Source organism: Cyanobacterium sp., from assembly GCF_054166785.1.
In genome coordinates this window covers 119,817-142,755 of the sequence record NZ_JBSZCP010000018.1, presented here as the reverse complement: position 1 = coordinate 142,755, position 22,939 = coordinate 119,817, and the positions used below count along the sequence as shown (strand labels likewise).

Here is a 22,939-nt window from a genome sequence, read left to right as displayed (position 1 = left end):
AACTTATCAGTAAATGGAAAGAGGCTAATGGCTATGGGGCAAAGGGCAACGAGGTAAGGGGCTTAAGCCCCTTGTTAGAATATAGGATTAATACTCAATTTATGGAATACAAAACTAACAAAAATCAACAACTAAGTTTATTTGAACCTTCTGCCACCTATAAATTTAAAAAACCATCTTTAAAAGCTGAATATAAGATGAGTGAGGAGTATTTAGAAAGTTGGAAAAAAAGAATTTATAACTATCAACAGGAAGCGAAAAAAAAGCAGGAAAAACAAATTAATTTATTGACCGCTGAAAATAATATTTCTTGGGATACAGATAGTTTTGATCCTTTTTCTATCCCTACCCATACGGATCAGTTTTATAATTTACCTAAGTATAATGGGAGTGAAAGCTGTTTATATTTTATTTTAGATACGGAATTACCTTTATTATTGTACGTTGGAGAAACAAAATTATCTCCCTATCAACGATGGATAAATCACGATTGTAAAAGCTATATTCAAAAATATATTGAACTTCATCGTCAGTATAAACTTAATACTAATGTGCGATCGGCTTTTTGGTGGGGCATTTCCCCCGAACGTCATATCAGACAACGGTTAGAACGGGATTTAATTCTTAAGTGGCGATCGCCCTTTAACAAAGAATCATGGCAACACTGGGGACAACCCTTTAAGTAGGTGAAACCATTAATAGCTGTTTAATTTTAGTGACTAATTCCTTCATTTTCAAAGGCTTACTCAAATACTCATTAGCTCCTGTTTTTAAGCACTTTTCTTGATCTCCTTTCATGGCTAAAGCCGTGAGAGCGATAATTGGTGTATTCGATAGCTGCTCATTTTGACGTATAAGGGCGATCGCCTCAAAACCGCTCATCTTAGGCATTTGAATATCCATCAGAATTAGGTCTGGAGTATCCGATATAGCCAAAGAAACAGCCTTTTCACCATCTTCCGCAAAAATTAAACGATAACCCTTAGCCTTTAAATAATTACCAATAGTACGAACATTTGCCTCATTATCCTCCGCTAACAAAATCAATGGTTTTTCCAGAGTCGATGAAGATATATTAGGGGAAGAAGTATTCCAAAGAGTGCGATCATTATTAGAAGTTGTCTCAGTATTACAAGAATTACAAGGTAGCACAACCGTAAAACAACTACCGACCCCCAATCGACTGCTAACTATTACATACCCCCCATGCAATTCCACAATTTTTTTCACCAAAGATAATCCCAAACCAGTACCCGCATATTGACGATTTAAAGCACTATCAATTTGGATAAAAGGTTGGAAAAGTTTTTTGATATTATCAGGGGTAATACCTATACCCGTATCAATTACAGAAATGTAAATATAGTTTTTGAAAGAAGAATAATTATCACGATTCTCAAAAATGTGGGTAAAAAAGTCTGGATTTTGTAACGGAGGATTACAAGAAAATTTTAAGGTTACACTACCTCCTTTGGGGGTAAACTTAACAGCATTATTGAGTAAATTAATTAACACCTGTCGAATTCTTCTCTGGTCAACTATTAAATCGGGGAATGGAGAAGGTAAATCCGTATTTAACTGTACTCTTTTTTTCAAAGCTAGTTGTTTAACAAAAGCCAAACTAGAATCCGCAAGACTACTAATAGAAATCGAATCACAATCTAATTCCAGATGTTCAGCTTCAATTTTTGCCAAATCAAGAATATCATTAATCAACTCTAGCAAATGGGTACCACTACGCTCAATGGTTTTGAGAGCTTTAATTTGCCGATCATTAACATCTCCAAAAACCTTATCTGATAGCCCTTCCGCCATACCCAAGATGGCATTAAGGGGAGTCCGTAACTCATGGCTCATATTAGCCAAAAATTCATCCTTAAGACGATTTGCTCGAATTAACTGCTGATTACTCTCAAATAATTGTTTTTCTGCCAGTTTTTTTTGTTGATCAAGGCGAAAACCTTCTACTAAAATGCTACAGGTCATCAAAAATGGTTGTAAATACTCAATCAAAGTATTGTCATAACCTCCCACCGCATTGGCGATGCCCACAACACCCATTAATTTAGAGCCACTAAAAAAAGGTAAGCCCAAAAAACTATTTAAAGGGGGATGTCCTTCAGGAATGCCTCCTCGCCTTGAATCAGTGCTAGGGTTATTAGCAATTACTGGTTTACCCGTCACGACAACCGCACCAAATAGGGTTTCCATATTATGAAACTCCATACCCTGCTCAAAGTTTTCTTGATAATATTTTTCGGTTTCTTCATTCCAAGATATATTAGTAATACTCTGGGCTTTTAGGTGAGGAACACCTTTTATTTTCAATAAGTTTCCTTCCAAGAAAGCACTACCATCATCCTTGAAACATACCTCACTGATAAAACCATATTCACTGTCCGTTAATTCTAATAAATCAGAGAGTAGTTGTTCAAAAATAATTAGACGATTTTCGGCGGTAATAAATTGGGATTCAGCTTTACTAATGGTTGATAACAGTTTATTTTTCTTTGCGAGTTGTATTTGTGCCTGTTTGCGCTCGTTGATATTAGCTACATAACCAACGATATTTCGAGGATTTCCTTCGGTATCTTTACACAAAACCATTTCATCCTGTAACCAAATGTAATCGCCATTGCCTGTTAGAAAGCGATATTCAATGGAAGAATAACCATTATGAAAAAGTTTTTCTTTGAGGATTTGATCAATGTTTTCTTTATCTTCTGGGTGAATAAAATCATTCCAGCGTAATAAACCTGATAAAAAGTCCTCGGAATTGTAATTAACAATAGTTTGCACATTCGGGCTAATAAATTTAACGGGGAATTCTTCACGGCTAGCATCACAACTGTAAATAATAGCAGGGCTAGATGATAGGGCAAACTCTAGGCGTTCCCTTAAATTAAGGTTTTCTATTTCTGTTAATTTCCGAGAGGTAATATCAAAGCGAATGGCTAAATACTGAAAAGGTTGATTATTTTGGTCTAAAAACGGAACGATGGTAGTTTGTACCCAATATAGTTTTCCTGATTTAGCTTTATTACAAATTTCCCCACGCCAAATCTCCCCTTTTTGGATAGTATTCCAAAGATTTTTGAAGAAACTTGGGGGATGATAACCCGAATTTACTATTTTATGGGTTGTGCCTAATAGTTCATTGTTACTATAGCCAGATATTATTGATAATTGATCGTTGGCATAGGTAATGATTCCTTTTTCGTCGGTGATGGTGACAACGGCGGCTTTATCTAACCCTTGTTTGAAGGCGGACAATTCTTGTAATAGTTTTTGTTTTTCTATTTTGTCTTGTCTTTTTTGGGTAATATCGTTGAAAACGCCCACTAACCCAATAATTTCATTGCGTTCATTTTTGAGGGGGGCTTTATTCGCTTCTATCCACATTAAGTTACCATCGGGCAGGGTCATACTTTCTTCTATCATCAGTAGGGGTTTGCCTGTGGAGATTACTTGTTGGTCATCTTTTTTACATTGCTTTAATTCTTCGGCGGTGAAAGATAGTTTTATTTTACTTAGATCGCTAATATCTACGGTATCAGGGATATTCATCAGGCGGGTTAGGGTGCGGTTACAACCGAGAAAGTTTGAGTTTGTATCTTTCCAGAATACCGATAGGGGTAGGGTATCTAATAGGGTTTGGAGAAAGTGTTGGGATTGGGCTAGTTTTTGTTCTGCTTTTTCTCGATATATTCTGGCTTCTTCTTGTTTGGTAATGTCTTTACCGATGCCTAGAAAACCAATTATTTCTCCTTGCTCATTTTTAAGGGGATTTATGGTGATGGATAGGGGGAAGGAAGTACCATTTTTTTTGATGGGGTGGATGGTAAATTCTTGTTTTAAGTTTTGTTTGAGTTTGCTACTGAGGGATTTTAGATCAAGGGAGTTAAGGGAAATCTCTGGGGATGATTCTGGAGATATGGACAAACCAAGGGCTTGGACTTCTTCTATGTTAAGGAATTGTAGGGGGGTTGTTTTGTTTAAAATTTCGGTGGAGGTATAGCCCAACATTTTTTCTGCTCCACGGTTAAAGGTTTGTATATAGCCTTGGCAGTCGATGGAGATAATGGCATAGTCGGTACTATTAAGGATCGTTTTTTGAAGGTGATTAATTCTCCATAATTCTTGGGTACGGAGGGCGACTTTTTGCTCTAGTTGTTGATTTAATTGGGCTAGTTCAATTTCGGCTTGTTTTAGGGTGGTGATGTCTTGTACTGTGCCTCTGGAAATAATGGCTTTTCCTTCGGGGGTGTATTCTGTTTCGCATTGCTCTTGAAGATATTTTATTTGTCCATGGGGGGTGATGATGCGATGACACACGTTATATGGACTATGATTATTGAGGTGGTTTGTGTAACTTTTATGGACTAGGGGGCGATCGCCCGGATGTGTTAGTTCAAGAAAGCTATCATAAGTAGGGGTAAACTGATGGGGATCAAGTTCAAAAATAGAGAAACATTGCTGTGACCAATATAAAGTATCCTCAAGGTGGTCATATTCCCAATGCCCAAGTTTAGCTATTCTTTGGGCTTCTTGAAGACGGTGGGATATAATTTCTAACTCCTTAGTAGATTCAATTAGTTCTATTTCGTTTAATTTCCCTGCGGTGATGTCTTCAACGATGCCACACACCCTTGGGGGGGTAAAATCAGATGTTTTGACATGAAAGGTGCGATCTAAAATCCAGCGAATTTCTCCGTCAGGGCGAATGATGCGATATTCGAGGGTGGTTTGCTGTTCAAATTTTTGATTTTCGAGGGCTTGAAGGACGATATGTTTGTCTTCGGGGTGAACATTATCGAGGTAGGAGGTGGGGTTATCGTATAGACTTTGGCAAGATTTTCCCCAGATGGATTCGTAGCAAGGGCTGATGTAATAGGTTTCAGTGGATTCTAGGTTGGTGAGGTAAAATATTTGGTCTATGTTTTCGGCTAGTTGACGGAAGCGGTGTTCACTTTCTTTGAGTTGTTGTTCTGTTTTTTGTTTTTCTTCTAGTTGTTTGGTTTGCTCTTGATGGGATAATCTGATGAGGGTTTCATGGGTAACTAATCCCACCAAATTATCGTTCTCATCCACAATGGGCAAGTGACGGATATTATGTTGACGAAAAAGATTGATGGCGGAGGGTAAATCATTAAATTCCTTTTCTTTAAGGGTAATCACAGGAGATTGCATCACCTCACCGATAACCAGATTGTCTAAGGATGAATAATTAAGACTTATCTGGATAATATCTCTTTGGGTCAGAATCCCAACGACTTTGTTTGATTCTACTACCATCACGCAGGTAGAACGAATTTCTGTCTCGAGGATTTCCAATGGTCTATCATTATCTTGATTCCCATAACAGCCTTTCTCACCCATAAGGGCGATCGCACTTTTTAACCTAGTTTGAGGAGATACCATCAAAGGAAAACGAAGAATAGCAGACTCTAAATCTTCTCGTTCTATAAAACTATATTGTGTCATCAACCCTTTCCCTCACTAGGAATAATAAATTCAGTAAATAATGGGAAATTTAACCCTCATCCCCCATCGGTAAACTAACTGTTACCCTTGTTTCCTTTCCATAAACACTGTCAATTCTCATCATACCACCCACCGCTTGAGTGATCATCTGAACTAACTTTAAACCAATACCCACTCCCTGTTGCTGCTGTTTTTCACGGTCAAATTGCATTAAAATTCCCACCTTAGAAATTTGTTCCGCAGTCATTCCCCTACCCAAATCACTGACGCAAATATGCAATTGATTATCCTTAATATAGCTCACAACATTAATGGAAGAACCCTTCATCGAAAACTTAACAGCATTATCCACCAACTCTGATACTATCAAACACAAATATTTTTCATCCACAGCAACCATGGCTTCCTCTATGTTAAAAACAAAATCCTCCATCCGAGAAGCATCATAGGCACATTTTTTCACAATCTCATCAACTATTGACGAAGAAAAAGTACTCTCCCCTTGAACAAAATTTTTTTTGTCCGATTTAGCAATTTCTAGTTGTAAATAGGAAAGAAACCTTTGAGTTAAACACACCAATCGATTACTAGAAACCTTGGCATAATCTAATAACTCCAGAATTTCATCATTATCTAAATCAAAATCCCCCGAACTATTAAAATTATCAATCAGAATATCTAAAGTCCCCATAATCCCATTTAAAGGGGTATTCAATTCATGGGATAAACTAACCGCAATATTTCCTGTTAGCTCATCCATATTCTTAGCTAATATATTGATGGTATTCCTTTGTAAAATAGAAAACTTACTAATTTGATCGTGTTGAGTTTTTATCCTCAACATAGACTTTATTCTCGCTTTTAGTTCCACACTATTAACAGGTTTCCCAATAAAATCATCCGCCCCCGACTCCAAACAATTAGCTAAATCCTCTTTTGAATTTAGAGCTGTTACCATAATAATAGGAATACTTTTCCATCTAGTTCGACTTTTTATTTTTTTACATACCTGAATGCCATCCCACTCTGGCATCATAACATCGAGTAAAATTAAATCTGGTTCAAAATCTTCTAACCAAGCAATGGCATCATATCCACTAGAACAATAATAAAGATCATAATCTTCAGAGCTTAAAAAAGTTTCAATAACATCAAAATTATCGGGTTCATCATCAACTACGAGAATAGAGTAATTTGTCATGGGCTATGTAATAGTAAATTGCCTTAATTCTAATACATAAAATATATTTAATCAACGTGTCACACTATCGCCAAAGTATCAATACTATCTACAGAATATTAATTTCATTGCCTGATGTTTTAAGGTGCTTTTTGTTCAAAAGAATGTAGTAAAAAATAGTGTAGTGAAACAGTAAAGACAAACATTTGTATTTTTTATTTTCCTATTATATCTTTTGGATAACTCAAGGGTGCAACTTAATTCCATGAAATTGGGTATTCTAATAGGGAAATTAATGGTTTTAAAACAACTATATTTTGCCCTTGTAAATAAATCGAACTATGAAAGCAATTATGGTTGTGGGTACCACATCCCACGCAGGAAAATCAACCCTTATAACTGCCCTCTGTCGTCTTTTTTGGCGCCGAGGAAGCCTAGTAACCCCTTTTCAAGGACAAAGTACAGGTTTTGATCATTACATTACCAGTAGTGGAGGAAAAATTAGCTACTCTCAAGCATTTCAAGCATGGGCAGCAAACACAACCCCAAGGGTAGAAATGAATCCCATACTACTTAAACCCCAAGGAAAAAAATCATCTCAAGTGCTTTTCCATGGGCATTTAATGGGTACTGTCCATCCTCAGGAATATCATCAAAAATATTTTGAGCAAGGCTGGGAGATTGTGAAGGAGTCTTTATCAACCCTTGGGCAAGAATTTAATCTTGTTATCTGTGAGGGGGTGGGTAATCCCGCCGAGATTAATTTAAAACATCAGGATTTAAGTAACATGAGGATAGCAACCCATCTTAATGCTGATACTATTTTGGTGGCAGACATCGACAGAGGGGGGATTTTTGCCCATGTAGTGGGAACTTTAGCACTTCTTGAACCCCAAGAGAGAGCCTTGGTTAAAGGAATTGTAATTAATAAGTTTCAGGGAGATAAATCTGCTCTTAATTCTGGCATTGAATGGTTAGAAGAATATACGGGCATACCTATTTTGGGGGTGTTACCTTACTTTGATGCTGAGTTGCTTGTGAGGGATTCTTTTCGATTATTGAAGCGTAATTATGATGACAAGAATCATAGTTTGCACATAAAAATCATCAAGTTACCAAGGGTTTATAATTTTACTGATTTTGATCCCCTAGAGGCGGAGGAAAATGTTTTAATTGAATATGTAGAACTCCATGAGGACATAGGATTTCCCGATGCGGTAATCATACCGGGTACCACATCTGCCATGGCGGATTTGATGGTATTACAAGAGGCGGGGATGATCAAAAAAATTCAGAATTATGAAAATTCTGGGGGTACTATATTGGGCATTTGTGGCGGTTATCAGATGTTAGGGCATCAAATTTTAGATCCTGATAATTTTGAGGGAGTTTGTAGCCAAATGAAGGGTATTGATTTGTTACCGATTGAAACTACCCTTAAGCCTGAAAAAATTGCTCGTCAACGGGAAGTGTCTGCCAATTATCCTCAGAGTGGTTTTCCTGTGGATGGTTATGAAATTCATCAGGGTTATACAGAATTGCTTACTCCTTTGGTGAAAAAAAGAAAAGTTCAGTATATGGCTTTATTTGATGATTCTAGTTTAGGGTTAGTCAATAAAAGTTTATCGGTATGGGGTTGTTATCTCCACGGAATTTTCGATAATGGTGCCTGGAGGCGCTCGTGGTTAAATCATTTACGCCATAAACGGGGTTTATCTTCTTTGCCTACGGGTATTTCTAATTACCGTCAACATAGGGAGGAGTTAATTGATGCTTTGGCGGACTATGTAGAAGAACATTTAGATTTAAGTAATTTTTATTAATGAGCAATTACCTTATTTTTTCCCTATTGCCCCATTAGTGACTTCTCCCAAACTGCTTTGTTACCAAACCGAATATTTTTAATATCCATGCTGGGTAAGAAAATCGAGGGTAATGTTTTCTTGTATGGGTTGTTTGCCGAGGCGATGGCTCACTAATTTATCAACATATTTACCGAGGATGTCGCTTTCTAGGTTTACCCAGTCACCTATGTGCATTTTTGAGAGGTTGGTTTCGGCGTAGGTAACGGGAATGACGGCGACTTTGAAATAACTACTTTCATAATCACACTCGGCGATGGTAAGACTAATACCATTAATGGCAATACTGGCTTTGGAAACGATGTAGGGGGCGAGATATTTTTCCCATTCTAATTTTAGGGTTGGGGGGCTAGAAAAGGTCATTTCCCATGATTGTTGGGTTTGTTTGGATTCGGTGAGACAACCTATACCATCTACATGCCCACTAACAAAGTGTCCGCCAATTTTACTGCCTACTCTGAGGGAGGTTTCTAGGTTTACAGGGCTTTGATTTTGGGTACTTCTGGCTAGGGTGGTGCGAGCAAGGGTTTCGGGGGAGGCGGTAGCCACAAAGCCATCTTTGGTGATTTTTTCTACGGTGAGGCACACTCCATCTACGGCGATACTATCTCCTAATTCCATGGCTTGGGTAATTTTTTCATGGTTTTTGCGGTCAATGGCGATCGCATATAAATCGTTACCTAAAGATTTAACTTTCCCTGTACCTTGTATTAATCCTGTAAACACTCTTAAATTAGTTTATGCGAAATGGCTGGTGATTTTTTCTAACTGTATCACAAAAAAAGAAGGGCAAATCTTACCACTGGGCGAGCGCCCCTCCCCGCTCTATTAAATCTAAGTTTTCTGATTATCAGACTTAAACCGAGTTACCAAAAAATCCCGCTTTTTAAGATGCTTTGTTTTCCTACCCGAAACCCGCTTACGCCACATCCTAAAACTAGAGCTTTTCATTTCCTTCCTCATCAAAGCAATCACCTGCTTTTCCGACAACCCAAACTGTAACTCAATGGCATCAAAGGTAGTTCTATCCTCCCAAGCCATTTCTACAATCCTATCAATATCCCCCTGACTAAGTTTTGGTAATTTCATCATCACTCCCTAACTAACCTGTAAATCATCAAGGGCAGCCAAAACTTCCTGACTATGAATCACAGGACGTACCCCCAAAAACTTCGCCACCAAAATCCCTTCAGGATTTACAATATAGGTATGACGTAAAGAACGACCACTTAACCAAGAGCCATAAGCCTTACTAACCTTTCCATTGGTATCCGCCAACAGAGGAAACTTTAACCCCTCCGAATCGCAAAAATCCTCGTGGGATTGCACATCATCCACACTAATACCCACAATTTGAGTATTTCTTTTTTCATATTCGGCTAAATCTCGCTGAAATCTTTGAGCCTCAAGGGTACAACCCGGGGTAAAATCTTGGGGATAAAAATAAACCACTACCCACTTACCCCGAAAATCGTTTAAAGATACCTCTCCATCTTCGCCATTGCTAGGGAGAGAAAATTCTGGGGCTGGTTCATTTAAAGTGGGTTGAGTACCACCTAAAGCCAAGGCAGGGGTAGAAAACCCAAACCATAAACAAACTGAACAAATCAAAGCAATAATTACATTGCCCTTAAAAATGGATTTCCACATAATCAAAAATAAACTTAAAATATAATTACAAGGAATAGACTCCTTCCATACCATCGATCATAACTTGAAAAGGAAATCTCGAGGACATCAAACAAGCCCATGACTGATATAATTACTTATTTTTTCATTGCCATTGGTATTTTTTTCTGGTTTTGGGGTACTTCATCCCTATTATCATCAAGGACAGTATTATATAAAATTCATAATCTTACGGTTTCCGATAGTCTTGGGTCAATCTTAATTATTATCGGATTACTATTTCAGATTCCCCGAGAGCTTCCCCTACTCATCCTTGCGATCATTTCCATTGCCATTTGGAATACCATGTTAAGCTACGTCTATGCTTATTGTTCTACTGCTGAAGAGGATAAAACAAAAATTACCGTAGAAAACGAGCCAACAATTTAGCAAAAGAAAAAAGGGCAAGGAATCAACCTTTGCCCCAACCAAACTTACCAACTAGATTTGACAACCCCGGGTAATAAGCCCTTGTGCGCCCATTCTCTGAGGACGTTACGAGATAAACCAAAGTCACGATAATAACCTCTAGGTCTTCCCGTAACCCAACAACGGTTACGTTGACGGACAGGGGAACTATTGAGGGGTAATTGTTGTAGTTGACGTTGAAGTTCTAATTTTTCTAAGGGATCTTGAGCTTGTTTGAATTGCTCTTTTAGTTCTGCTCTTTTGTCAGCATATTTAGCAATTAGTTTTGCACGTTTTACTTCCCGTGCAATCATTGATTTTTTAGCCATTTAAATTATTTTTTCGTATAAACACAGCAAATCATATCATAACCGATTTTCCCTCTCTCTGTCAGTGGCAGGGCCGATTCATTCTAAAACTTTCTCGTGAGGGCAGGGAACAGGGAACGGGGAATAGGGAACAGTCAGAGAATTTATGGGTGGGCAATGCCCACCCTACTACTTAAAAATTTATAGTCTAGCTACTCCTGCTTCACGGGCAGCCTGTTGGACGGCGGCGGCGACGGTGGGAACGATACGTTCATCAAATACGGAAGGAATGATATGTTCTTTATCTAGTACGGTGGGGGGTACTAAAGAGGCGATCGCCTTTGCTGCCTGTAAATACATCTCGGTGGTAAGGGTTTTGGCACGACAATCTAAAGCCCCACGGAAAAGGCCGGGGAATGCCAACACGTTATTGATTTGGTTAGGATAATCACTTCTACCCGTAGCAATTACCGCCGCATCATCTTGGATTAATTCGGGTTGAATTTCGGGAATGGGATTTGCCATGGCAAACACAATGGGATCTTTTGCCATACTCCGAATCATATCCCTAGTTACCACTTTGGGCGCACTTACCCCAATAAATACATCGGCACCCACGAGGGCATCTTTGAGGCTTCCTTTTTCTTCTACCGCTAAAGATTGTTTTTCGGGGGTCAAGTTTTCTCTATCTTTACTAATGATACCCTTCGAGTCACACAGGACGATGCCATGGCATTCTGCTTTTTGGAGTAAACGGGCGATCGCAATGCCTGCAGCCCCTGCACCGTTGATAACTACTTTAATATCACTGATTTCCTTTTTAACCAATTTGAGGGCGTTAATCAGAGCCGCAATACTAACAATGGCTGTACCATGTTGATCATCATGGAAGATGGGAAAATCTAATTCCTCTTGTAATCTTCTCTCAATTTCAAAACAACGGGGGGCGGCGATGTCTTCGAGGTTTACTCCCCCAAATACGGGCATCATATTTTTAACGGTTTGGATGATTTCTTCTACATCCTGAGTATTTAAACACACGGGAAATGCGTCAATGTTGGCAAATTCTTTAAATAACATGGCTTTCCCTTCCATCACTGGCAAGGCCGCCTCAGGGCCTAGGTTTCCTAACCCCAAAACCGCCGAACCATCGGTAACAATGGCAATGGCGTTGCTTTTAATGGTCAAGGAGAAAACATTTTCAGGGTTATCGGCGATCGCCCGACAAATGCGCCCTACCCCGGGGGTGTATGCCATGGCTAAGTCGGAGGAGGAGGAAATATGGATACGGTTTTGGATATGGATTTTACCGCCTCGGTGGATGTCGAAGGTGCGATCGCTAATATGTAATACTTTAATTTCAGGAATACTTTTAATCGCCTGAACAATTCTCTCTGCGTGTTCGGTGCTAGAAGCGTCGATATGTAATTCTCTTTTAGTAATCTTTAAGCTACGTTCGATTAATAATACTTCTCCCAAACTACCGCCCACATCCGCAATAGCTTGGGTAACTTTTGCCAAAGTACCTGCCCTATTTAATAATTCTAATTTTACCGTCAAACTGAAGCTAGGGTTAGGGGTTAATTCTGCCATTCCTTTTCAATACCAATAATTATAATAGTCTTTAGAATTGTAGCTCACAGAAATTCTTTCGGAAAGAGATAATAGTACAGAAGGTAAGGAAATCAAAATATGATGAATGCCCTACTCCGTGAGTTTCGCCAATATTTACATTCCCAGTTTTTCAGAAAACCCTAAGTAAAAGAATTTGTCCGTTTTAAAAAACTTCTGAGTCTATCACTATTAGGATTAGAAAAAAGTTGCTCTGGTTTACCCATTTCTTCGATTATTCCACCATTGAAAAATAATACCAAATTAGAAACTTCCCTCGCAAACTGCATCTCATGGGTAACAACCACCATGGTCATACCTTCTTCGGCCAACTGTTTCATGGTAGAAAGCACCTCCCCCACCAATTCAGGATCAAGGGCGCTCGTAGGCTCATCAAATAATATTATCTCAGGTTCCATACATAAACTACGTGCGATCGCAACCCGTTGTTTTTGCCCTCCCGAAAGTTGCTCAGGATAAAAATTAGCCTTAGCAGATAACCCCACTTTATCCAGATAGTGTAAAGCTTTTTCCTTAGCCTCTGCGGTGGTTTTTTTTAGAACTTTTTCGGGGGCTAACATCAAATTTTGTAAAACTGTAAGATGAGGAAATAAATTAAAATGTTGAAAAACCATACTTACTTTACTTCTTAATTGATGAAGAGCTTTTTCTGCAATTTTAGGGGATGAAACTTCACATCCCATCACCTCTAATTTTCCTGATGTCACCGTTTCAAGACGATTTAAACAGCGAATAAAAGTTGTTTTTCCACAACCTGAAGGCCCAATTATTGAGACAACATCCTTTTTATATAACTCTACATTTACCCCTTTTAAAACTTCTAAATCACCAAAATTCTTGTGTAAATTGTCACTAATAATAACTGGGTGAGACATAAATATTTATTATTAAAAATAACCGATGAACAATTAAAATTTTATAAAATAGGCGTTGGCTGACTATATAGTTGCCACACTAATCTAATATTGCTATGTATATTTTAAGTTACGCAATTTAATTTTAATCAAATGTATTGCAAACTACAAAAGTTCTTTATTTTGCTAGTCATATTTAAGGCTTAATCCAATGAAATCCTAACAAAAAATATTAAAAAATAATGATTAAACACTTTCCTCAGCGATTCGGCAAACCTATCCTCTTAGCAATAGTCGTTTTCATGACTGTTATTTTGACAACCTTGAATCCTTTCGTATCGGCACAAAGTCAATCAATCCTTTTCAGGGTAGGTACTGAACCAACCTTTCCCCCTTTTGAAATGCCCTCAGAAGATGGTAGCGGATTGCAAGGTTTTGACATTGATTTAATGAAAGCCATCGGTAACGAAGTAGGCTTAGAGATACAATTTGATTCTATGCCCTTTGATGGTATTATCCCTGCACTACAAGCGGGAAGTTTGGATGCCGCCATCAGTGGTATGACAATTACAGCGGAAAGAGGGCGCACAGTGGCCTTTTCTAGCCCTTACTTTAAAGCTGGATTAGCCATTGCTGTCCAAGAAAATAATGATAATATCAAAGATTTTGAAGATTTAACTGGCCGTACCATTGCTGTACAAATAGGGACGACTGGGGCTATGGAAGCAGACAATATTCCCAATGCTGAAGTAATTTCTTTTGATTCTATCGTATTAGCACTACAGGAATTAGTCAACGGCAAAGTTGATGCTGTGGTAAATGATGCCCCCGTTACACTATACGCCATTAAAGATGCGGGATTACAGGGAGTCAAAGTAGTGGGGGAATTAGTCACGGAAGAATTTTATGGCATTGCCTTACCTTTCAACTCCGACAAAGTAATGTTACTTAATTATGGTTTATTTCAAATTTTACGCAACGGCACTTATAACCAAATTTATCAAAAATGGTTTGCAGGAGAACCTTTCGTTTTGCCTTTAATTGCACCCTCTCTAATTGGCACTACTTCTACGGATTTTGCCACTAACCCCCTGAGTGGTGATAGTCGTCAATCGGTATTAAGTTTACTAATCCAAAGACTACCCCAAGGGGCGATTATTACCCTGATTTTAACAGCGTGTTCTATCTTTTTTGGCTTCATTGGTGCTTCCTTGGTGGCTTTTGGCTTAATCTCCCATAATGCCATTGTGAAAAATATTTTACGCATTTATGTGGAATTTTTCAGAGGTACACCGATGTTAGTACAATTATTTATTATCTATTTTGGGCTTCCTGCACTTTTTCAGGGCATTGGCTTACAGTGGAGTTTGGAGCGTTTTCCTGCGGCGGTAATTGCTTTAAGTTTAAATGTAGCTGCTTATTTGGCAGAAATCATCAGGGGTGGCATTGAATCCATCGACAAAGGGCAATGGGAAGCCTGTGAAGCCCTAGGAATGAATCGATTACAAACTCTGAAAGAGGTGATTATGCCTCAAGCTTTTAGGCGAGTTTTGCCTCCTTTGGGCAATGAGTTTATCACTTTAATTAAAGATACCAGTTTAGTGGCGGTCATTGGTTTTGCGGAGTTATTCCGACAAGGACAATTAATTGTAGCTAGTACGTTTCAAGCCTTTCAAGTTTATCTTGCTGTGGCTTTAGTTTATCTATGTTTAACTACATTGTCTTCTTTTGCTTTTAAATGGTTAGAGCAAAAAATGAATCCCGTGGCACAAGCAAAACGCAAAAATGCTTCACAAAATGTTTAAGGTTATGGGTTGCTATGTATTTCTTACAAAGAGTTAAGATTGTTTTCAACTTATTAAAATTGTTTATATTTAAAAAAATGTGAATGGATAAAAAACCTAGTTTAATAGTTATTTGCAACGGTAGATCTTGTAAAAAGTATGGTAGTAATCAACTGCTAGAAGTTATCAAAAAAATTGATGATGACAATATTAAAATTACCACTAAATATTGCTTTGGTCACTGTGGTAATGGTATTACAGTTTTAATTTTACCAGAAGAAAAAATTTACCCTAACATAAGGGATAAGAACGAACTTTTAAATATACTCAATTATTAATAACTATTATGAGCAAAACAATCTTAATTACAGGGGTAAGTAAAGGATTAGGAAAGGCATTAACAGAAAAATTTATTCCTTTAGGTCATACCATTATAGGGTGCGCTCGTTCCTACAATACCATCAAAGAATTACAACATAAATATCCAGAGCATTATTTTTCTCCTGTCAATGTAGCTAATAATCAAGAAGTAAAAAAATGGATTAAATCTTTACCCCAAATTCCTGACTTAGTAATTAATAATGCCGCCATTATCAATCAACCAGCCCCCCTATGGGAAATACCCGTTGACGATTTTGATCAACTAATCGATGTCAACATCAAAGGCACGGCTAATATAATTCGAGAGATTGTACCCCTAATGATGGACAAAAAAGAGGGTATTATCGTTAATCTTAGCTCAGGTTGGGGAAGATCTACCTCCCCCGAAGTAGCCCCCTATTGTGCCTCTAAATGGGCTATGGAAGGGTTAACCAAAGCCCTTGCCCAAGAGTTACCCAGTAATTTGGCTACCGTCGCCCTCAATCCTGGGATTATCAATACTGAAATGTTAAATATTTGTTTTGGTGAACAGGCAAAGTTATATGATTCTATTGATGATTGGGTGAAAAAAGCTGTACCTTTTATCTTAAATTTATCTCTCAGAAATAATGGTGAGTCTTTAACTGTTAATTAGTCCTAAAAAGTTAACCTACTGAACATTTTTGCTACGGATAACTTTAACCTAATAACTCACTCCTAAATCCTAACACCTACCTACTCAATTCTAACGGGGTCCACATCAAAACTAAAAGAAACCGTACTGGGACAATATTGTTTTAGGGTTAATAATTCCTGTTTTAATTCAGGGGAAAAAGGTTCAAGGGATTTGAGTAAAATTTGCCAGCGATAACGCCTTGCTACCCTCATCACATTGGCAGGGGCAGGTCCCAAAATTTCCACATCATCGGGTAATATTTGTTCACAAACATCGGCGATCGCCTCTACCGTTTCCCTGACCTTATTTCCATCAGCCCCTGTACACTTGAGCAAAATTAAACTACCATAGGGAGGATAATCAAGCATCTCCCGTTGCTCCAATTCCGTAGCGATAAACGCAGCATAGTTGTGGGTGCGTACCGCCCCAATGACGGGATGCTCAGGGGAATAGGTTTGAATTATAACCTGTCCGGGGTCATCTCCTCGCCCTGCCCTTCCTGCTACTTGGGTTAAGGTTTGAAAAGCCCTCTCACTGGCTCGATAATCGGAATGGAATAGCAACCCATCGGCAGAAACCACCCCCACGAGGGTTACTTGAGCTAAATCGATGCCTTTGGTTAACATTTGGGTGCCTATTAACACATCCGCTTTGCCCGCCTCAAAATCCTCTAAAATACGGCGATGGGCATTTTTAGTGCTGGTGGTGTCACTATCAAACCGTAATATTTTTAATTCGGGAAACTCTTTTTGTAATTCTAATAATACCTTTTGCGTACCCGTGCCGAAAAACTTGAGATAGGGTGAACCACATTCTGGGCAATGCTTGGGATGAATTTGGGTATGGTTGCAGTAGTGACAGCGTAACAGTTGGGTAGCCCCTTCCTTGGGATAATGGTAAGAGAGGGAAACATCACAATGGGGGCATTCCATCACATAACCACAACTGCGACAAGATACAAAGGTACTATGTCCTCGACGGGAAATAAATAAAATCGCCTGTTTTCCTTCCTCCTTAAGATTGCTGAGGGCGTTGGCGAGGGAGTGACTAAAAATGCTACGGTTGCCTTTGCGTAATTCCTGACGCATATCGACAATTTCTACGGGGGGCAAGGGGCGGTTATATACTCGGTTAGGTAAGGATAGATAATGGTTTTTTTGCTCAGATTCTGGGTTTTTTTGCCCCTCTGTGGTGAGTTGCCATGATTCGAGGGAGGGGGTAGCTGACCCTAAAATTAGGGGGCAATTGATTAATTCTGCACGCCATTGGGCGACGGTTTTGGCGTGGTAGGGGGGAACGGGTTGGCTTTGTTTAAAGCTGGTGTCATGCTCTTCGTCGAGGATTATCATGCCCAGATTTGGTAGGGGGGCAAAGACGGCGCTACGGGTGCCGATAACTACTTGGGGTTCTCCTGTGAGCATTTGGCGCCATGTGTCGTACCTTTCTCCGTCACTTAATCCGCTATGGTAAACGCACACTTGTTGTCCGAATCTGGCTCTAAATCGGTCGGTGAGTTGGGGGGTTAAGCCGATTTCGGGTACTAAAACTAGGGCTGATTTTTTTTGTGCCAAAATAGGGGCGATCGCCCTTAGATATACTTCTGTTTTCCCTGATCCTGTCACCCCATGGAGTAGGCTAATATTAAACCCTTGTAAACTATTGATTTTGTCCAATGCACATTGTTGTTCATCTGTCAATATTTTTGGTAAATCTTTTTTAGGGGCGGAGTTTTGTAAAAGCCGTAAACTTTCCCTTTCTTGAATGACGACACAACCTTTTTTTGCCAAACTATTAATCACAGAGTTACTATTTAACTCGCACTGTTGCATCAAATCCTGTTGGGATAATTCTCCTCCGTTTGTTCTAAGGGTGGCTAAGACATCCCTTTGTTTTTGGGTGATGGTGGTGGCAGAATTTTCACTAATAAAAGTAACTACTTTTTGATATTTTGGTTTAGCTTTTGTGGGCGGTTGTAGATAGGTTTGCACCCAGTTTCTTTTTACTAAATCGTTTATTCCTCTCCTTGCTCCCTTAATTTTTTGATTGATATAACTAAAGGTATAGTCGCCATTTTTACTGTTTTGTAATAGTTCTAATACTCGCCATGCCATAGGAGGACAAAAGTTTTGCGCCCCAGGGGGAATATTATCAAATAAAAGCCTAACTCTTTTTTGGGATTTACCTAATAATTTTGGTGGTAATGCACATTTTATAACATAGATTAAATCTGTTAAATAGTATTCCGAAACCTTAGTTAATAATTCCCAATAACAAGGAGGAAAAAACCCCGATGTGATGACATCTTCTACTGTCTTAATCTGCTCGATTTTTAACCCTTCTGGGGGGTGGGATACCAGTCTAAGGGCGATCGCACCTACCACCGAATTACCAAAAGGTACACTCAAAATATCCCCTGCCTTTACCTCCATTTCATCGTTGATGCCATAGGTATATAAACCCTCTGCATAGGGGCAATCTACCAAAACCTCTACCCACGGATGATTTTTAGAACCATATTCTGTTTTAGGCTCTGCTAAAGTAAGCATGGATGAAGATTGAGGATACATAGCAATAATATAATTGACCGTTGTTCTATTATAAGGAAGATTAACTAATGACAAGATCTGTTAACCTATCCGTTTTCCCACTCTTTGAGATAGTATTGATACCTCTGTTTCAATTGATTGAAGGTTAAATTTTTGCTCCAATATTCCACTAAACCATGACCTAATGCCCAGGCTTCTTGGTCGGGAGTGCCGTTATTTTCCACTAAAATAGTCCATAGGGATAATAAGTCAAAGGATATTTTTTCATAGTCATCACTCAGCAAAGAAAACAAATCGTAGGCTAGTTGGAGTTTACCAATAACTACGGGTAATTGTTCTACGGGTATCCTTTCAGCGAGGATGTAGGCGAGTTGTGGTGAGCCTGTGGTTAAGGTGGAGATAAATTGTAAGACGGGGCTTTTTAGTAGGGCGGTTAACCCTTGGCTAGTGGTCATTTGCAGGGTATATTTATCAATAATCTTGGCAGCTGCAACGCTCCTGGCTTCTAGGTTACGGAAAAAACGGGCTAATCTGATTTGTTTAGCAGGGGCGATCGCCCTTAGAATATTAATAGCTAAAATATCATCATGCCAAGGCTCTCGAAAATTTTCCCCATAATCTGCCGTTACCAGAGGAAAAACCCCTTCACAAAATGAGCCTAAATTTTCCTGACGATAACTCACCGCATCCCGAATGGAAATTTCCTTGGGTTTATTACCCCGTTGCCAATCGTAGGGAGGTTGCCATTCTCGCATTGGACGAAGACGATCAACTTGGGTTATTACGGTAAAAATAGGAATATCTTGCCCATCCTCTTGCAGTTTAACCAAAAAATCTCGATCCATTTGCAACGCAGGATCAAGGGCTGGATTTAAAAGCAAAACAATATCTGCACGGCGAGAATAATCTAACACTTTCTCGAGATATTCAGGACGATTTATTTGTTCATAACCGGGGGTGTCGAGGAGACTTAACCTTTCTCCTGTATCCGTTGTCCATTGATAGCTTTTAATTTCAGTGGTGCTGGGTAAAAGGTCAACTTCTGCGGTTTGGGCATTGAATAGGGTATTAATTAAGCTACTTTTTCCTGCCCCTGTCCTACCCACCAATAAAATATTAACGGGTTTTTTCTCAATTTGTTCTGGTTTTTCCCTTTGCTCCAAAATTTCTTTTAATGTCTTTGTTGTGACGCTAGGAAGGGTTTTTTCGGAGGGTTGAAATTTATCGAGGGATAAACTATCTCCACCGTACAATAACGCCGTTTGACGGGCAAGATTTCCGAGGGCTACTTCCCTAATTATCTGACTGAGGTTAATTAATAATTCTTGGTTAGCTTGTTGGGTACTACTATTACTAGCTATCTTAGTAAGGGCTACGGCAGGATTAAGCACCCATTGCGCCCAACTCCACACCTTCATTAATTTTCGGGCAGAAGGCTCTAATTTACGATACATTTGATAACCCTGATACCCTTGGGCGATGGTAACTTGATTGAGGGCAGGGGATAGTTGATTCATCCATTTATCCATGTCATCCACCGTACCCCTAATGAGGCTATAGGCTTGGGGTATATAGATATTGAGCAGGGGGTATTTTTGTTCTGGATAATAAATAAGGGCGATCGCCTGTACCAAATCTTGACAACGTTGGAAAAATAGTTGCAAATCTTCCCACATGGGGGAATCTTCCTTACTCTCGTCGATAACCCTTTGTAAGGCAGACTCTAATTTTGCTAAAATCTCAGGATCATTATTATTAAAAGAAGGACTATTATCTAAATTTTCTTGGGCAGAGGCGATCGCATTTTTAACATCAGGCATCAAAGGCTTAGTCCATTTCACCAATAACCAACGCCAACCCACAAATAGGACAACAAAAATTGCCCATATCCAACTAATTCCCCATTGATGGATTTGTAGCCCCGTTGCCACAACAAAAAATAAAATTAATATCACCGCAGGGGTAGCTAAAATTAACCATTGCCAAGATTTTAAACGAATCATAATAATTAGGTCTTCAAAATGTTCTCACCATTGCCCATTCCCCACTCTTAATTTAAAATAGCCCCATCGAGGATAGCCCCTTCAAAATTAGTATTATTAGTTTGAGCATCAATTAAATTAGCATTACTCAAATTTGCCCTCATAAAATTAGACCATGATAACTTCGCCCCCGAAAAATTTGCCTTCGTAAAATCAGCACTACGTAAACTAACCCAAGTCACCATGGCATCGGTGAGATTTGCACCATGAAAAATACCACTGGCAAAATTACCCGCACTGAGATTAGCATGGCTAAAATTGGCCTTACTAGCATTGATACCCACCCCATTAACACTATTTAATTGAGCAAAAGAAAGATTAGCCCCCTCTAGGTTAGTATTGAGCAAAAGAGCATTGGTAAGGTTACACCCCTGTAGATTAGCCCCTTGAAGGTTAGCACCGCTTAGGTTTGCCCTACTCAAAAGACAATTTGTCATCTGGGCTTTGGTTAAATTTGCATCTTTGAGAATGGAGTCATGGAGAAGGGCATAAATTAATGTTGATTCACTGAGGTTAGATTCTGTGAGGTTAGCTGCCCGTAAACTAGCTTCGGTGAGATTAGATTTTGAGAGGTTACAGTTGGTGAGATTAGAGGTAATTAGATTTACCCCAGTTAAGTCTCCTTGAATAGTGGCATTTTGCAGATTAGAGCCTTTGAGATTGGTTTCAACCAATGAACAATTGACAAATTCAACTCCGCTTAAGTCCGACTCTTTGAGGTTGGCACGGCTTAGGTTTAGGTTACTCATAAAAACTTGACCGTGAAGATCTAATTTTTGAAAGTTGGTTTCCCCTGCTTCATATCTTTTTATTAGTTCTTGTATATCCATATTAAATATTTTTGATGTTAAGTAAGTTGATTAATTAAATGATGGGCTATTTTACGAGATGCACCCTGATTTCCCATTCTGGTTCTCCCATTTTCGGCTACAAATTGCCAATAGTCTGGATTTTCTAAGATTGTTTTAATTTTGCTTACTATTTCTTCGGGTTTCTCTAGTAGTTGAATGGAATTTCCGAGGAGATAACTTTGGTTTTGGGCAAATTTACGGTTAAATTGAGGCCCTTTGCCAATAATTGTCATGGCACTTTTTCCTAATCCTACAAATTGCTCGGTGGCTGTTCCTGCCATGGCGATCGCCATGTCTCCATAATTAAGACAATCGGCATAGTTACTCTGACTAATACTTAATCTACCTCGTTTTGTCGTAAAATTCACCATTTTTTTATCTTCAATGGGTAGGGGGGGTTTGAGGTTTTCTTTCATGGTCCATAAAGGGCTAAGGGCTTCTATAAATGGCTCTAGGGGTAGGGAAGGGGCGATCGCACCTAGGAACAAAAATTGATAGTTAGTAGATTCCAATAAACAATTTACCGCCCCCAGAATCAACCGCCAATTGTCAAGGGCTTCGGGCATTCTCGAACCGGGTAAAAGCACTATTTTTAAGTAATCTTCATAGGGATCAAATTCTAAGGTAAAATCATGGTCTGCGATACCATCCATCATGGGATTACCCACATCAAAGGCATTAAGATTATATTTTTGAAGACTATGGGCGGTGATACTATCCCTCGGAAAAATTCCCCGACATCGAGGATTACCCATCAACCATCTTTCCCAAGGATAAAAAACACTGCCAAAAAAATGATCTAAACCATTAGTATGGGGTAGCCAACCCGTTTCGTCTTTCCATAAATACTCCGATTTTGCCGTGGGTACAAAACTAAATTCCGCCCCACTCCACCAAGCAAAAATTAAGGGTAATATATCCCCCACCGCCAAGATTTTTCCACCGCCCCTTGCCCATTTTTTCACCGCTTTATATTGAGCTATGGTAAGTTGAACTAACCCCTGCCTTACGTCTCCTAATAGTTGTTTTTTGTCCATATAAATAAAACCACCCGAAGGCATCTGTTTTACGGGGGCGATGATGGGTATATTAGCTTGACGATAGGCAAACCCTTCCCCCACCAAGGGCAAAGAGGCGATCGCCATTTCAGGCTCTATTAACTGTAATTCCTTAATGATTTTAACGGCGATGGTATCCTCTCCATGACCATTACTCAATACTAATAATTTCATCTATAACAATTGACAATGAACAATGGACAATAGACAATGAAACTTTAGCATA

18 protein-coding genes are annotated in these 22,939 nt (G+C 39.0%); 6 read left to right on the top strand and 12 right to left on the bottom strand.

What is annotated here, in order from left to right; translation table 11 throughout:
- Positions 1-101 precede the first annotated feature (101 nt).
- Complete coding sequence (locus tag ACXITR_RS03145; protein WP_457995774.1) at positions 102-686, top strand: hypothetical protein; 585 nt, start codon at positions 102-104, stop codon at positions 684-686.
- Here the strand turns inward: ACXITR_RS03145 and ACXITR_RS03140 are convergent.
- Together ACXITR_RS03140 and ACXITR_RS03135 are read right to left on the bottom strand one after the other, a co-directional pair.
- On the bottom strand, positions 679-5,484 hold the full coding sequence (locus tag ACXITR_RS03140; protein WP_457995773.1) for a PAS domain-containing protein: 4,806 nt from the start codon (positions 5,482-5,484) through the stop codon (positions 679-681). The genes ACXITR_RS03145 and ACXITR_RS03140 overlap by 8 nt on opposite strands.
- Positions 5,485-5,533: 49 nt before the next feature.
- Positions 5,534-6,685 carry a hybrid sensor histidine kinase/response regulator gene (locus ACXITR_RS03135; RefSeq protein WP_457995772.1) on the bottom strand — a complete coding sequence of 384 codons (1,152 nt, stop codon included), beginning with the start codon at positions 6,683-6,685 and terminating at the stop codon, positions 5,534-5,536.
- A 320-nt stretch (positions 6,686-7,005) separates the two neighbouring features.
- Here ACXITR_RS03135 and cobQ point away from each other — a divergent pair, with 320 nt between their 5' ends.
- On the top strand, positions 7,006-8,487 hold the full coding sequence (gene cobQ / locus ACXITR_RS03130; protein ID WP_457995771.1) for a cobyric acid synthase CobQ: 1,482 nt from the start codon (positions 7,006-7,008) through the stop codon (positions 8,485-8,487).
- A 78-nt stretch (positions 8,488-8,565) separates the two neighbouring features.
- On the opposite strand, the gene ribE is transcribed toward cobQ, so the two are convergent.
- From ribE to ACXITR_RS03115, 3 genes are all read right to left on the bottom strand, one after another.
- The gene (gene ribE / locus ACXITR_RS03125; RefSeq protein ID WP_457995770.1) at positions 8,566-9,252 is read right to left on the bottom strand and encodes a riboflavin synthase; all 687 of its coding nucleotides are present in this window, start codon (positions 9,250-9,252) and stop codon (positions 8,566-8,568) included.
- 108 nt (positions 9,253-9,360) lie between these two features.
- Positions 9,361-9,615: a TIGR03643 family protein gene (locus tag ACXITR_RS03120; protein ID WP_457995805.1), complete on the bottom strand. Its 255-nt coding sequence runs from the start codon at positions 9,613-9,615 to the stop codon at positions 9,361-9,363.
- A gap of 9 nt (positions 9,616-9,624) precedes the next feature.
- Entirely contained in the window at positions 9,625-10,176 is a 552-nt protein-coding gene (locus ACXITR_RS03115; protein ID WP_457995769.1) for a peroxiredoxin, read from the bottom strand.
- 99 nt (positions 10,177-10,275) lie between these two features.
- Between ACXITR_RS03115 and ACXITR_RS03110 the strand changes: the two genes are divergently transcribed.
- Positions 10,276-10,584: a monovalent cation/H(+) antiporter subunit G gene (locus ACXITR_RS03110; RefSeq protein ID WP_457995768.1), complete on the top strand. Its 309-nt coding sequence runs from the start codon at positions 10,276-10,278 to the stop codon at positions 10,582-10,584.
- Between the two features lie 44 nt (positions 10,585-10,628).
- Here ACXITR_RS03110 and rpsN read toward each other — a convergent pair whose 3' ends face one another.
- The 3 genes from rpsN to ACXITR_RS03095 form a co-directional block, all read right to left on the bottom strand.
- Positions 10,629-10,931, bottom strand: a complete 303-nt coding sequence (gene rpsN, locus ACXITR_RS03105) for a 30S ribosomal protein S14 (protein WP_457995767.1) — start codon at positions 10,929-10,931, stop codon at positions 10,629-10,631.
- Positions 10,932-11,111: 180 nt separating this feature from the next.
- A complete protein-coding gene (locus ACXITR_RS03100; RefSeq protein WP_446682545.1) occupies positions 11,112-12,503 on the bottom strand; it encodes an NAD-dependent malic enzyme in 1,392 nt (463 codons plus the stop codon).
- Positions 12,504-12,664: 161 nt separating this feature from the next.
- Positions 12,665-13,417, bottom strand: coding sequence for an amino acid ABC transporter ATP-binding protein (locus tag ACXITR_RS03095; RefSeq protein WP_457995766.1), 753 nt, complete (start codon positions 13,415-13,417; stop codon positions 12,665-12,667).
- Between the two features lie 221 nt (positions 13,418-13,638).
- Between ACXITR_RS03095 and ACXITR_RS03090 the strand changes: the two genes are divergently transcribed.
- The 3 genes from ACXITR_RS03090 (at position 13,639) to ACXITR_RS03080 (ending at position 16,195) form a co-directional block, all read left to right on the top strand.
- Complete coding sequence (locus tag ACXITR_RS03090) at positions 13,639-15,201, top strand: ABC transporter permease subunit (RefSeq protein WP_457995765.1); 1,563 nt, start codon at positions 13,639-13,641, stop codon at positions 15,199-15,201.
- An 83-nt stretch (positions 15,202-15,284) separates the two neighbouring features.
- Positions 15,285-15,518, top strand: coding sequence for a (2Fe-2S) ferredoxin domain-containing protein (locus ACXITR_RS03085; protein WP_457995764.1), 234 nt, complete (start codon positions 15,285-15,287; stop codon positions 15,516-15,518).
- A gap of 8 nt (positions 15,519-15,526) precedes the next feature.
- Positions 15,527-16,195, top strand: coding sequence for an SDR family oxidoreductase (locus ACXITR_RS03080; protein ID WP_457995763.1), 669 nt, complete (start codon positions 15,527-15,529; stop codon positions 16,193-16,195).
- A gap of 80 nt (positions 16,196-16,275) precedes the next feature.
- Here the strand turns inward: ACXITR_RS03080 and priA are convergent, their stop codons facing one another.
- From priA to ACXITR_RS03060, 4 genes are all read right to left on the bottom strand, one after another.
- The gene (priA, locus tag ACXITR_RS03075; protein WP_457995762.1) at positions 16,276-18,783 is read right to left on the bottom strand and encodes a primosomal protein N'; all 2,508 of its coding nucleotides are present in this window, start codon (positions 18,781-18,783) and stop codon (positions 16,276-16,278) included.
- Positions 18,784-18,848: 65 nt separating this feature from the next.
- Positions 18,849-20,765 (bottom strand): GTPase family protein, encoded by a 1,917-nt coding sequence (locus ACXITR_RS03070; protein WP_457995761.1) that lies wholly within the window; start codon positions 20,763-20,765, stop codon positions 18,849-18,851.
- A gap of 47 nt (positions 20,766-20,812) precedes the next feature.
- Positions 20,813-21,634, bottom strand: coding sequence for a pentapeptide repeat-containing protein (locus tag ACXITR_RS03065; RefSeq protein WP_457995760.1), 822 nt, complete (start codon positions 21,632-21,634; stop codon positions 20,813-20,815).
- 17 nt (positions 21,635-21,651) lie between these two features.
- Positions 21,652-22,887 carry a lipid-A-disaccharide synthase-related protein gene (locus tag ACXITR_RS03060; RefSeq protein WP_457995759.1) on the bottom strand — a complete coding sequence of 412 codons (1,236 nt, stop codon included), beginning with the start codon at positions 22,885-22,887 and terminating at the stop codon, positions 21,652-21,654.
- Positions 22,888-22,939 lie beyond the last annotated feature (52 nt).